Annotated in this window: 13 protein-coding genes; 7 read left to right on the forward strand and 6 right to left on the reverse strand. The window is 69.5% G+C overall.

The genetic code is table 11. The annotated features are described in order from the left end of the window. Window positions 1-172 precede the first annotated feature (172 nt). The 3 genes from ACWEOW_RS11325 to ACWEOW_RS11335 all read left to right on the forward strand — a co-directional run bounded on the left by ACWEOW_RS11325 (window position 173) and on the right by ACWEOW_RS11335 (window position 2,139). A complete protein-coding gene (locus ACWEOW_RS11325; protein ID WP_452269289.1) occupies window positions 173-919 on the forward strand; it encodes a hypothetical protein in 747 nt (248 codons plus the stop codon). Window positions 920-1,037: 118 nt separating this feature from the next. Continuing rightward, window positions 1,038-1,472 carry a hypothetical protein gene (locus ACWEOW_RS11330; RefSeq protein WP_452269290.1) on the forward strand — a complete coding sequence of 145 codons (435 nt, stop codon included), beginning with the start codon at window positions 1,038-1,040 and terminating at the stop codon, window positions 1,470-1,472. Window positions 1,473-1,644: 172 nt separating this feature from the next. Next, on the forward strand, window positions 1,645-2,139 hold the full coding sequence (locus ACWEOW_RS11335) for a GNAT family N-acetyltransferase (protein ID WP_452269291.1): 495 nt from the start codon (window positions 1,645-1,647) through the stop codon (window positions 2,137-2,139). Between the two features lie 18 nt (window positions 2,140-2,157). On the opposite strand, the gene ACWEOW_RS11340 is transcribed toward ACWEOW_RS11335, so the two are convergent. Then, window positions 2,158-2,889, reverse strand: coding sequence for a cache domain-containing protein (locus ACWEOW_RS11340; protein WP_452269292.1), 732 nt, complete (start codon window positions 2,887-2,889; stop codon window positions 2,158-2,160). Continuing rightward, on the reverse strand, window positions 2,886-3,653 hold the full coding sequence (locus ACWEOW_RS11345; protein WP_452269293.1) for a FadR/GntR family transcriptional regulator: 768 nt from the start codon (window positions 3,651-3,653) through the stop codon (window positions 2,886-2,888). Before ACWEOW_RS11345 ends, ACWEOW_RS11340 begins: the two co-directional genes overlap by 4 nt. A 97-nt stretch (window positions 3,654-3,750) precedes the next feature. On the opposite strand from ACWEOW_RS11345, the gene ACWEOW_RS11350 reads away from it, so the two are divergent. The 4 genes from ACWEOW_RS11350 to ACWEOW_RS11365 all read left to right on the forward strand — a co-directional run bounded on the left by ACWEOW_RS11350 (window position 3,751) and on the right by ACWEOW_RS11365 (window position 7,888). Beyond that, complete coding sequence (locus tag ACWEOW_RS11350; RefSeq protein ID WP_452269294.1) at window positions 3,751-4,866, forward strand: ABC transporter ATP-binding protein; 1,116 nt, start codon at window positions 3,751-3,753, stop codon at window positions 4,864-4,866. 38 nt (window positions 4,867-4,904) lie between these two features. Continuing rightward, entirely contained in the window at window positions 4,905-6,128 is a 1,224-nt protein-coding gene (locus ACWEOW_RS11355; RefSeq protein WP_452269295.1) for an ABC transporter substrate-binding protein, read from the forward strand. 117 nt (window positions 6,129-6,245) lie between these two features. After that, the gene (locus ACWEOW_RS11360; protein ID WP_452269296.1) at window positions 6,246-7,058 is read left to right on the forward strand and encodes an ABC transporter permease; all 813 of its coding nucleotides are present in this window, start codon (window positions 6,246-6,248) and stop codon (window positions 7,056-7,058) included. An 11-nt stretch (window positions 7,059-7,069) separates the two neighbouring features. Beyond that, entirely contained in the window at window positions 7,070-7,888 is an 819-nt protein-coding gene (locus tag ACWEOW_RS11365) for an ABC transporter permease (protein WP_452269297.1), read from the forward strand. 759 nt (window positions 7,889-8,647) lie between these two features. On the opposite strand, the gene ACWEOW_RS11370 is transcribed toward ACWEOW_RS11365, so the two are convergent. The 4 genes from ACWEOW_RS11370 to ACWEOW_RS11385 form a co-directional block, all read right to left on the reverse strand. Next, a complete protein-coding gene (locus ACWEOW_RS11370; protein ID WP_452269298.1) occupies window positions 8,648-9,361 on the reverse strand; it encodes a DsbA family oxidoreductase in 714 nt (237 codons plus the stop codon). 157 nt (window positions 9,362-9,518) lie between these two features. Continuing rightward, the gene (locus ACWEOW_RS11375) at window positions 9,519-10,583 is read right to left on the reverse strand and encodes an ABC transporter ATP-binding protein (protein WP_452269299.1); all 1,065 of its coding nucleotides are present in this window, start codon (window positions 10,581-10,583) and stop codon (window positions 9,519-9,521) included. A gap of 25 nt (window positions 10,584-10,608) precedes the next feature. After that, the gene (locus tag ACWEOW_RS11380) at window positions 10,609-11,778 is read right to left on the reverse strand and encodes an ABC transporter ATP-binding protein (RefSeq protein ID WP_452269300.1); all 1,170 of its coding nucleotides are present in this window, start codon (window positions 11,776-11,778) and stop codon (window positions 10,609-10,611) included. Then, window positions 11,775-12,788, reverse strand: coding sequence for an ABC transporter permease (locus tag ACWEOW_RS11385; protein ID WP_452269301.1), 1,014 nt, complete (start codon window positions 12,786-12,788; stop codon window positions 11,775-11,777). Before ACWEOW_RS11385 ends, ACWEOW_RS11380 begins: the two co-directional genes overlap by 4 nt. Window positions 12,789-12,884: the final 96 nt, after the last annotated feature.

A 12,884-nucleotide genomic window follows, 5' to 3' on the forward strand; every position in this document is an offset into this window, starting at 1 on the left:
GCCAGGCGGTAAGAACTGCGCGGCCTGACACGCGAACGTCCTGTGACCACCTCGGCATCACCTCTTCGCCAGTGTCGGCAGGGGTGGTCACACCGGTCAACCCACGGCAGCCGTGACAGCAGATCCCGTGCGGGTGCCTCGACGAAGGAAGGTCACAGTGATGGTCAGATCGATGGAGGATGACCAGAGCACGTCCTCGCCCTCGCGCCCACGCCGTCGGCGCGTCGCGTTCTCCGTCTCGGTCATGGGACTCGTCCTCGCCGCGCTTGCGCTCACGGTGCCGCGCAGTGCCGCCGGCGTCGTGCCCACTGCCTCGCACGCCGCGCACGCCTCGCACCTTGCGGCAGCCTCCACCTCCGTCCCAGCACGCGCCCTCACGGCCGCGCAGGTGTCCCTGCACGACGCGATGCGCAAGCTGTGGGAGGACCATGTCACGTGGACCCGGCTCGCGATCGTCGCGTTCGCGGACGGCTCGGCCGGGTTCGGTCCGACCGCGAACAGGCTGCTGGCCAACCAGTCCGACATCGGCAGTGCCATCGCGACGTTCTATGGCGCGCAGGCCGGCTCGACGCTCACCGCCCTGCTCCACGACCACATCACCATCGCGGTCGAGCTGCTCCAGGCTGCCAAGGCCGGCGACACCGCGGCCTTCGCCGACGCGAAGACCCGGTGGTACGCCAACGCCGACCAGATCGCCGACTTTCTCGCCGCCGCCAACCCCAGGAACTGGCCGCAGGCCACGATGCGCGAGTCGATGCGCATGCACCTCGACCAGACCCTCGCCGAGGCGGCGGCCGAGCTGCGCGGCGACTACACGGCCAGCATCGCGGCATACGAGCAGGTCCATGCGCACATCCTCGCGATGGCCGACCTGCTCAGCGAGGGGATCATGCGGCAGCTCCCGTCCCAGGTGCACTGACCTCGCCGCTGTCCACCTGCCCGACCCACACACCCGACACCGACACAACCAACACCGACACAACCAACACCGACACAACCAACACCGACACAACCAACACCGACAAAAGGAGCTGCTCGTGAGCCACACCACCACGCAGGCACCCACCTCGACGACGCGTGACCTCGCATCGCCGACCTACCAGGCCTTCGTCATCCTGCGGAGCGCTTTCACCATCGCCCCGATCCTCTTCGGCATCGACAAGTTCTTCGACTACATGGTCAGCTGGGACGCCTACCTGGCGCCGGGGTTCGCGTCGCTGTCGCCGTTCTCGGTGCACACGACGATGTACATCGTGGGAGTGGTCGAGATCGCCGCCGGCGTGGTCGTCGCACTGTGGCCGCGCATCGGTGCTCCGATCGTGGCGCTCTGGCTGCTCGGGATCATCGTCAACCTGCTCGTCCTCGGCGGCCACCTCGATATCGCCCTGCGCGACCTCGGCCTCTGTCTCGCGGCCATCGCCCTGGCCCGCCTCAGCGTCGACCTCGAGAAGAAATCCCCGGCGGACGTGTAACGCATCCAGCCCCGCCTCCGATGGAGCGGGTGGAAGAGGCGCCATCTGGACCCCCGAGCGGGTGGCGCCTCTCTTCCTTTCCCGCCGCCTTCCGTCCCCCGTCTCCCGTATGCCGGGTCCCGACGCGTCGGGCTGTGGCCGTTGGGTGGGCCCGGCGCCGTAAGGTGGCCGCATGAGCGCGGTCAGCCTTCGCCCCGTGCGCGCCGGTGAGCTCGCCGAGCCGCGCGTCGCCGACACCGAGTTCGACGACTTCGGCCCGCGCCCGGGCTACGACCAGCCGCCACCGTGCCGTCTCGACGATCGGGGCAACCTGGCCGTGGTCGTCGACGGCGACCTGGCAGGCAGCGTCAGCTGGATCTGGATGCAGTGGGGCCCGAGCGCCGGCTCACGCAACCCGATGATCGGCATCCACCTCGACGAGTGGGTGCGCGGGCGCGGTATCGGCACCGAGGCCCAGCGGCTGCTCGTCGACCTGTTCTTCCGGCACACGAACACGAACCGCATCGAGGCACACACTGACGTCGAGAACGTCGCCGAGCAGCGCGCCCTCGAGAAGGTCGGCTTCGCCAGCGAGGGCGTCATCCGCGGAGCGCAGTGGCGCAACGGCGCCTACCACGACGGGTACCTCTACTCGATCCTGCGGGCCGACTGGGCCGCCGCCCGCTGAGCCGCCGATGACGGGCGCTCAGCGCGGGGTGATCACGAAGAAGGGCAGGTCATGGCACCGTGTGGCGAGCCATGCCGAGGTGGGCGCGTCGGCTCCGGACGCCCACGCGTCCAGCGGAAGGTCCCGGATCAGGTCTCCCGTGACCCAGGTGGGGTCCGACGATGTGACCACGCGCCCCGCGGCGTTGACGAGGACGCAGGTGCGCCCGACGCCGTCCATCACATCGAGCGCGTGCTCCTCGAACCAGGCGACGAGGACGTCCGCCCCGATGACCCCGCCGAACAGCCCACCCACGACCAGGGGCTGGGTGAAGGTCAGCGTGTACTGGTCGGTGCAGAGGTAGTCGACGTAGGGCCCGGTGACGTGACGATCGCCGGTCTCGAAAGGCCTTGCGTACCAAGGCAGCTGGGTGTAGTCGCGGAACCCGACGGCTCGTGGGTCGGTCTCGGCCGCCAGCTTGGCGACGGTCGCCGTGCCCGAGCGCGAGTCGGAGGTCCACCACTCCAGCCAGTACGCCGCGTCGCTGAGCAGGCCGGGCGCCATGACGACGCCGGCGCCGGCGACGGGAGTCCTGGGGTCCTCGAGCATGGCGCGGCAGTACCGCTCGATGTCGAGGTCAGTGCGCCGCGGGACCTCGCCGCTCAGCTGCCGGCGGACCAGCTCACCCAGCTCGTCGAGCTCCTCGAACAGCGCCCGACCGAAGTCACCGACCCACTGGGCCACGTCGGTGCCCGTTGTCGTCGCCGTCATGCCTGCCTCCTCGACCGGGTCGTCCGGTGCAGCCTCTTGACCGCCTCGAACAGCTCCCTGACATGATCCTCCGCGGCGGCGCGGGCCGCTGCGGGTTCGCCGGACGCGACCGCCCCGACGATCCGCTCGTGCGCGCGAACGCCGCCCACGTCGGCTGACCCGGCGTCCGGGTCGGCGTCGGCGAGCCAGAGCACGGGTCCGATCTCCCGCTGGAGCGAGAGCTCCTCTCGAGTGAGCCGCGCCGACTGCGCGGTCGCCGCCAGCTCGAGGTGGAAGGTGCCCTCGTGCCGGGGTATGCCGCTCGGCTCGTCCCGGTCGGGACGCAGGGACGCGAGCCGGCGCAGCCGTGTGAGGTCGTCCGGGTCGGCCCGCTCGGCGGCCAGCGCGGCGCAGTGGCCGCTCACGGCGCAGTAGTGGTCCGACAGGTCGCGCAGCTCGCCCAGGCCCACGCGGGCCAGCCGCGCCAACAGGGCGGCCCGCCCGCCGTCCTCCGGAGCCTTGACGAACGAGCCACCGCCGCGGCCGCGGCGGGTGACGATGAGGTCGTCCTCGCGCAGGGTGCCCAGAGCCTCACGCACGGTGACCGTGGCCACGCCGAACCGGTCGGCCAGGTCGCTCTCGGGAGGCAGCATGCTGCCGTCCGGCAGCAGGCCCAGGGCGATCGCCTCACCCAGCCGGCGGCGGACGGCCTCGGCGCGGCCCTCGGCGGGCAGCGGGGCGAACACGGCGGCATACGGCCCGAGGGGCAGGGACCGGTCCGCCATGACACCACCTCCTAACAGTTTGGTGATTCCCCTTGCGCGTAAACATATGGACCCATACCTTTTCCGTCCAGCAGGCCGAACACACCCGAGGAGCACCATGACGCCTCGCCACGGGCAGGACACCCCGGCGATCAGCCTTCGCCGGCTGCGCAAGGAGTTCACCGGCACCCCGCCGGTCGTCGCCGTCGACGACATCGACCTCGACGTGCGGGGCGGCGAGTTCTTCTCCATGCTCGGGCCCTCGGGGTCCGGCAAGACGACGGTGCTGCGCATGATCGCGGGGTTCGAGGAGCCGACGTCCGGCGTCGTCGAGCTCGAGGGCGTGGACGTGACCCAGCGCCAGCCCTATGACCGCGACGTCAACACGGTCTTCCAGGACTACGCCCTCTTCCCGCACATGAGCGTGGCCGAGAACGTCGAGTACGGCCTGCTCGTCAAGAAGGTCGGCCGTTCCGAGCGGCGCACCCGCGTCGGCGAGGCGCTCGAGCAGGTCCGGCTCGGCGACCACGGCAAACGCCGGCCGTCCCAGCTCTCGGGCGGCCAGCGGCAGCGCGTCGCGCTGGCCCGCGCACTCGTCAACCGGCCGAAGGTCCTGCTGCTCGACGAGCCGCTCGGCGCCCTCGACCTCAAGCTGCGCGAGCAGATGCAGGTCGAGCTGAAGGGCATCCAGCGCGACGTCGGCATCACGTTCCTCTTCGTCACCCACGACCAGGAGGAGGCACTCACCCTGTCCGACCGCATCGCGGTATTCAACGCCGGCCGGATCGAGCAGGTCGGCACGGCCCACGAGGTCTACGAGAGCCCGCAGTCGGCGTTCGTCGCCGGCTTCGTGGGCACCTCGAACCTCCTCACTGGTGCGGCCGCCCGGGCCGTCATCAAGCGGGACGGGTCGTTCGCGATCCGCCCCGAGAAGCTCTCGGTCGCCCCGGCCGGCGCGTCGGTGGGGGCCGGCGAGCTGCATGCCGACGGGACGCTCGAGGAGGTCGTCTACGGCGGGCCGGTCACGCGCTACGTCGTCGCACTAGCTGCCGGGGGCCGGCTCACGGCGCTCGAGCAGAACACCGGGTCACGCACTGGTGGTGCCGCGCTGCGGCGGGGGGACCAGGTCGTGCTCGTCTGGAACAGCGAGCACGTGATCGACGTGCCCGCACCGCCGGCGCTCGAACCAACGGCGCCCGAGCCGTCAGCGCTCGATTCATCAACACTCCACTGATCAACACTCCACTGATCATCACCATGAAGGAGATCGGCGTGCGTACGTCAAGGAAGTCCCTCCTCGGGACCGTCGCGGTCGTGGCCGTCCTTGCCCTCGCGGGCTGCGGCAGCTCGACCCCATCCACCAGCGGGGGGACCGGCGGCACGGGTGCGCCCGGCGGCATGCAGGTGCCCGACCTCAAGGCACTGGACAAGCTGGGCACACCCGAGGGGGAGGTCAACGTGCTCGCCTGGCCCGGCTATGTCGAGGACGGCAGCAACGACCCCAAGGTCGACTGGGTCACCGACTTCGAGAAGTCGTCCGGGTGCAAGGTCAACATCAAGACGTTCGGCACCTCGGACGAGGCGGTGCAGCTGATGCGCACCGGACAGTACGACACCGTCTCGGCCTCGGGCGACGCCACCCTGCGGCTCATCGCGGCAGGCGACGTCGAGCCGGTCAACACCTCGCTCATCACGAACTACCCCGACATCTTCGACTCGCTGAAGATGAAGCCGTGGAACTCCGTCAACGGGGTCGCCTACGGCATCCCGCACGGCCGCGGCGCGAACCTGCTCATGTACCGCACCGACCTCGTCAAGCCCGCCCCCGACTCGTGGGGCGCCGTGTTCGACCAGGCCGGCGCCCAGAAGGGCCACGTCACGGCATACGACTCGCCGATCTACATCGCCGACGCGGCCCTCTACCTCATGGCGACCAAGCCCGACCTCGGGATCAAGGACCCGTACGCGCTCGACGACACCCAGCTCGCCGCGGCGGTCGACCTGCTCAAGGCGCAGAAGGCCAACGTCAGCGAGTACTGGTCTGACTACCTCAAGGAGGTCCAGGCCTTCAAGAACGGCACGTCGACCGTGGGCACCACGTGGCAGGTCATCGCCAACGTCGCCCAGGCGGACAAGACGCCCGTCGAGGCCATCCTCCCCAAGGAGGGGTCGACCGGCTGGTCCGACACCTGGATGGTCTCGGCCAAGTCGCAGCACAAGACGTGCGCGTACAAGTTCATCGACCACATCGTCTCGCCGAAGGTCAACGCGGCGATCGCGGAGTACTTCGGCGAGGCTCCGGCCAACCGCAAGGCCTGCGCCGAGACGGTCGACAAGAACCACTGCGCGACGTACCACGCCGAGGACGAGGCCTACTTCAGCAAGGTCCACTACTGGACCACGCCGATCTCCACCTGCCTCGACGGCCGGACCGACGTCAAGTGCACCGACTACGCGACGTGGACCAAGGCCTGGACCGAGATCCGCAACAGCTGACCGGCGAGCCGTCCCGGGACCGACGCCGGCCCCGGGACGGCACCCGCCGGCATACGGCCGACCAGAACCGTCGAGAGCATGTCGAGAACACGTCGAGAACACGGAGGTGGACCACGCATGAGGAACCGCAGAGGGCTCGCAGCCCTGCTCGCCCCGCCACTGCTGTGGCTCCTCGTGGTCTACCTCGGCGCGCTCGCCGTCATCTTCGCGACCGCCTTCTTCACGACCGACCCGTTCACGAACCAGGTCATCCCGACCTTCACCCTCGAGAACTTCCGGGAGATCCTCAGCCCGACGTATGCCGGCATCATCGGGCGCACGCTGCTGATCGCCGTGCTCGTCACCGTGCTGTGCATCGCTGTCGCGGTCCCGTTCGCGTTCTTCATGGCCCGGGTCGCGCCGCGACGCCTGCGCGGTCTGCTGCTCGCGGCGGTGCTCGTGCCGCTGTGGGCGAGCTACCTCGTCAAGGCCTATGCCTGGCGCACCATGCTCCAGCCCGGCGGCGTGTTCGACAGCGCTTTCGGAGCGACACCCGGGTTCGGCCTGGCCGCAGTCGTGCTCACCCTGAGCTACCTGTGGCTGCCGTACATGATCCTGCCGGTCTATGCCGCGTTCGAGCGCCTGCCGGAGAGCCATCTCGAGGCCTCGGCCGACCTCGGTGCGCGTCCCGCGACGACGTTCCGAAAGGTCGTCGTGCCCTCGCTCATGCCTGCGATCGCGGCCGGCTCGATCTTCACCTTCTCGCTCAGCCTCGGGGACTACATCGCCGTGTCCATCGTCGGCGGCAAGCTCCAGGTGCTCGGCACCACGGTGCTGCAGAACATCACGCTCGACCTGCCTTTCGCTGCAGCCCTTGGCACGTCGTCGGTCGTGATCATGGTCCTCTACCTGGTCGCGGTGCGGCGCACCGGCGCCCTGGACAACCTCTGAGGAGTGGAGGGATGAGACTCGGACGAGGGACCAAGGTGCTCTTCACGGTGTTCGCGACCATCGTGCTCACCTTCGTCTACGTGCCGATCGTCGTGGTGACGGTCAACTCGTTCAACAGCGACCGCACGTTCGGCTGGCCGCCGCCTGGCTTCACCGCCCAGTGGTGGCATGCGGCGCTGCAGGCCCAGGGCCCGCGGGACGCGTTCCTCATGTCGGTCAAGGCAGGCCTCGGCGCGACGGCCATCGCCCTGCTGCTCGGGACCCTGCTCGCCCTCGCGCTGAGCCGGTACGCCTTCTTCGGCAGGCACGCGATCTCGATGCTCATCGTGCTGCCCATCGCGCTGCCCGGGATCGTCACCGGCATCGCGCTCCAGTCGGCGATCCAGGGTGTGCTCACGCCTATCTTCGGCATCGGCGCAGGGCTGTTCACGATCATCGTCGGTCACGCGACCTTCTGCATCGTCATCGTCTTCAACAACGTGACGGCACGCCAGCGGCGGCTCGGCGCGTCGCTCGAGCAGGCGTCCGCCGACCTCGGTGCCAGGCCCCTCACGACCTTCCGGCGGGTGACCTTCCCGCTGCTGCGTTCCAGCCTGCTCGCGGGCGCGCTGCTCGCCTTCGCGCTCAGCTTCGACGAGATCGTCGTGACGACCTTCACGGCCGGCCCCGACAGCCCGACGCTGCCGATCTGGATCTTCAACAACCTCTTCCGGCCCAACCAGGCCCCAGTCGTCAACGTCATTGCCGTGGTGCTGATCGTGCTGTCGATCATCCCGGTGTGGCTGGCGCAGCGCCTCGCCGGCGCCGACGCGGCTGAGAGCCGCCTCTAGCCCGGCCCGCAGACGCCAACGCGACAGGGGTGGGGCCGTCTGGGTCGAGTGGGCGACCCGCCCCACCCGTCACACGGGGTTTTGGGGTTTTTGGGGCCGGTGGGACGCAGCGCCCACTCGACCGGCACACCCCATCTTGGTCGAGTGGGCGACCCGCCCCACCCGTCACACGGGATCACACAGGGCTTCTGGGGCCGGTGGGACGCAGCGCCCACTCGACCGGCACCCCCATCTGGTCGAGTGGCCGACCCGCCTCACCCGTCACACGGGTTTTGGGGTTTCTGGGGCCGGTGGGACGCAGCGCCCACTCGACGGGGGTGGGGCCGTCTGGGTCGAGTGGGCGACCCGCCCCACCCGTCACACGGGGTTTTGGGGTTTCCGGGGCGGGTGGGACGCAGCGCCCACTCGACGGGGGTGGGGCCGTCTGGTCGAGTGGCCGACCCGCCTCACCCGTCACACGGGATCACACAGGGTTTCTGGGGCCGGTGGGACGCAGCGCCCACTCGACCGGCACCTCATCTGGTCGAGTGGCCGCCCCGCCCCACCCGTCACACGGGGTTTTGGGGTTTCCGGGGCGGGTGGGACGCAGCGCCCACTCGACGGGGGTGGGGCTCCCGTCTTGGTCGAGTGGGCGACCCGCCTCACCCGTCACACGGGTTTTGGGGTTTCTGGGGCCGGTGGGACGCAGCGCCCACTCGACCGGCACCCACCCATCTGGTCGAGTGGCCGACCCGCCCCACCCGTCACGGGCGCTCGGGGTCAGATGGCGCAGCCGTCGGGGCCGCAGGCCGCGTCGCCGGCGGCCGAGCCGGCGCTGGCGTCGAGCATGACCAGCGGATGCGTCTCGCGCCAGACCTGGTCGAGCGCCTGGCCGAACAGCTCGGCGGGCTGGGCACCAGAGATGCCGTACGTGTCGTCGAGCACGAAGAACGGCACGCCCCGGATCCCGATCTGCTGGGCCGCCTGGATGTCGGCGACGACGGCGCCCCGGTAGGAGTGCTCGCTCAGGGCGTGGACGATCTCCTCCGGGTCGAGGCCCGCCTCGGTGCCGATGCGCACGAGCACCTCACGGTCGCCGATGTCCTCACCATGCTCGAAGTGGGCCGACAGGAGTGCCTCCTTGACGGCGTCGCCGAGCGCATGTGCCTTGGCGAGGTGGAGCAGCTCGTGGCCCGGGAAGCTGTTGGCCACGACGACCGAGTCGAAGTCGTAGGCCAGCCCCTCATCGGCCGCAATCGCCGTGACCTGGTCGAACATCTGCCGCACCTGGCCGCGGGACATCCCCTTGCGGTCGACCAGGTAGTCCAGCTCGGTGCCGTCGTGATGGTCGGGGAGCGTGGGGTCGAGCTGGTAGCTGCGCCAGTGCACCTCGACGTCGTCCCGATGCGCGAACTGCGCGAGCGCACTCTCGAAGCGGCGCTTGCCGATGTAGCACCACGGGCAGGCGATATCGGACCAGATCTCCACCTTCATGGAACGTTCAACCAAAGCCACGCCCGATTCGTTCCCTCCGCAGCCATCGGCCGGCCAACGAGGTCCTCACCGCTGTGTCAGCAACACACCCGGAAACCGACCGCTCGCCACGGTTGCAGCTATGACGGGCTGTCGGTTTATGGGTGTGTTGCGGAGGTCAGGCGTCGGCCGTGGTGGGGCGAGAGGTCGGCGTCGGCAGGTCCTGGTTCTCCGGGAAGTGGCACGCCACCTGGTGACCTGGCGCCAGCTGCAGCAGTGGTGGCTCCACTGTCTTGCAGATCTCCTGCGCCTTCCAGCAGCGCGTGTGGAAGCGGCACGCGGGCGGCGGGTTGATCGGGCTCGGGACGTCACCCTCGAGCCGGATCCGCTCGCGGTGAATGCGCCGCTGGGTGTCCGGGATCGGGACGGCCGACAGCAGTGCCGTGGTGTACGGGTGCATCGGACGCGTGTAGAGCTCGTCCCGCTCGGTCAGCTCGACGAGCTTGCCGAGGTACATGACAGCGATGCGGTCGCTCATGTGCCGGACCACCGAGAGGTCGTGCGCGATGACAACGTAGGTGAGGCCCAGCTCGTCCTGGAGGTCCTCGAGGAGGTTGATGACCTGGGCCTGGATCGACACGTCGAGCGCCGAGACCGGCTCGTCGGCCACGATCAGCTTGGGCTTGAGGGCCAGAGACCGGGCGATGCCGATGCGCTGCCGCTGGCCGCCGGAGAACTCGTGCGGGTAGCGGTTGTAGTGCTCCGGGTTGAGGCCGACGAGCTCGAGCAGCTCCTGGACCGAACGCTTGATGCCGTTCTCGGTCTTGACGTGCTGCAGCTTGAAGGGCGCCCCCACGATCGTGCCGACGGTGTGGCGCGGGTTGAGCGAGCCATACGGGTCCTGGAAGATCATCTGCACGTCGCGACGGAGCGGACGCAGCTTGCCGACCGACCAGTGCGTGACGTCCTGGCCCTCGAACAGCAGCGTCCCCGACGTCGGCTCGATGAGTCGGGTCAGCATCCGGCCAGTCGTCGTCTTCCCGCATCCCGACTCGCCCACCAGCGACAGGGTCTCGCCCCGGGCCACGTCGAACGTCAGCTCGTCGACGGCCTGGACAGCGCCGACCACGCGTTGCAGGAGCCCACGGCGGATCGGGAAGTGCTTGGTCAGCTTGGTGACCTGCAGCAGCGCGTCGCCCGAGCGCGTCTGGGTGCTCGCCTCCGGTGCGGTGGACGTGGTCACGATGCGGCTCCTTCGCTCGGGCGGGTCACAGCGTCGGCCTGATGTCGTTCTCCCAGATGGACCGTCGGTCCTCGGGGGAGAGGTGGCAGGCGGCATAGTGCCCGGGCGGCCCGGGGGCGAACGGGGGTCGTACGGTCTGGCTCAGGCCACCGGTGCGGTCGGCGAAGGCACACCGCGGGTGGAACGGGCAGCCGGCAGGGACCTTGATCAGGCTCGGGGGCGTGCCGGCGATCGGGCGCAGCCGCTCGGTGCGCTCGCGGTCGAGGCGCGGCATCGAGCCGAGCAGGCCCCACGTGTACGGATGCTGCGGCCGCTCGAAGACGTCCTCAGCGGCGGCGTACTCCACGGACCGTCCGGCATACATCACCATGATGTCGTCGGCGAGCTCCGCGACGACACCCAGATCGTGGGTGATGATGATGACGGCCGAGTTGAACTCGCTCTGCAGGTCGCGGATGAGGTCGAGGATCTGCGCCTGCACGGTGACGTCCAGCGCGGTGGTCGGCTCGTCGGCGATGAGTAGGTCGGGGGAGCACGACAGCGCGATCGCGATCATCGCCCGCTGCCGCATACCGCCCGAGAACTGGTGCGGGTAGTCGTCGACGCGGCTGTTCGGCTGCGGGATGCCCACGCGGTCGAGCATGTCGATGGCGTGCTTGCGGGCGACCGAGGTGCTCACGTCGTTGTGCACCTTGTAGGCCTCGATGATCTGGCGGCCGACCGTGTAGAACGGGTGCATCGACGAGAGCGGGTCCTGGAAGATCATCGCCATCTTCTTGCCGCGCAGCGCCCGGACGTCCTCACGGCTCGCGCCGACGAGCTCCTGGCCGTCGAGCCGGATCGAGCCGGTCATCCGCACGGTGCCGGGCTTGTGCAGCCCCATGATCGCCATGCTCGTGACGCTCTTGCCAGATCCCGACTCGCCGACGATGCCGAGGGTCTTGCCGCGGGCCAGGTCGAACGACAGGCCGTCGACCGACTTGACGAGGCCGTCATCAGTGGGGAAGTGCACGCGTAGGTCGCGGACCGCGAGGAAGGTCCCCGGCGGCGGCGCGCCGAGGCCGCCGATGCCGTCGAGCACGTTCACCGACTCGGCGCCCTTGCGGCGGCGGCGGCCGGTGCGGTCGACGGTCTCGGAGGAGTCGACCAGAGCCTCGGCCATCTTCTCGGTGCTTCGGTTCGTGGGTTCGGTCATGCGGTGCGCACCCTCGGGTCGATGACGGCGTAGAGAAGGTCCACGACGAGGTTGGCGATGATGATGAAGACGGCGCCGAGAATCGTCACGCCGAGGACCTTCGGCAGGTCGTTCTGCGACACGGCCTTGACAGCGTACTGGCCGATGCCGGGCAGCGAGAAGGTCGTCTCCGTGAGGATGGCGCCACCGAGCAGCAGGCCGAGGTCGAGGCCGAAGATCGTCACGATGGGGGTCAGGGCGGCGCGCAGGCCGTGCCGGACGACCACGTCGTTCTCGCGCAGCCCCTTGGCGCGGGCCGTGCGGATGTAGTCCTCGTTCATGGTCTCCAGCATGCCCGCGCGCGTCAGTCGGGCGTATGCCGCGGCATACAGGAACGCCAGCGTGATCCACGGCAGGAGCAGGTCGTAGGCCCACAAGAAGGGGTTCTGCTGCAAGGGGGTGTAGGAGCCACCTGGCGCGGTCCAGCCCAGGCCGTAGCTGAAGATCGACAGCGACAGCAGGCCGGTGAAGAAGATGGGGAGCGAGACACCGGCGAGCGCGACCGTCATGGCGGCGCGGTCGACGATGGTCCCGCGACGCAGCGCCGAGACGACGCCAGTCGCGACCCCGCCCAGCAGCCACAGGAATGCGGCGCCGGCCGCGAGGCTCAGGGTGACCGGGAGGCGGTCCATGAGGTCAGGCAGGACGGGGTTCTGCGTGATGAACGAGTACCCGAGACACGGGGCGGGGCAGTGGTCGTAGCCGGCGCCGGTGTAGTAGTCGCTACCGGCGAACAGGCCCTTGATGAAGCGGCCGTACTGCACCCAGATCGGGTCGGTGAACCCGAGGCGCACGGCCGTCTCGTGGATCTGGGCGGCGCCCGCCGACTTGCCGACGTAGCGCGAGGCGAGGTCCTCGACGGTGGCCCCGCCGATCCGGGGAAGCAGGAAGAAGATGGCAAAGACGACTGCCGTCACGATGAACAGCAGCACGACTGCACTGATGAGGCGTCTGATCAGGTACGCGAGCACTGTGGTCGGCGGCCCCGGCGGTGGCAGCCGACGAGATCGTCGGCTGCCACCGGGGCCACGCCTTCACCTTCTTTCGGTGGATGGGGCGGGCGGTTC

It is taken from the genome of Monashia sp. NPDC004114 (genome assembly GCF_053603855.1).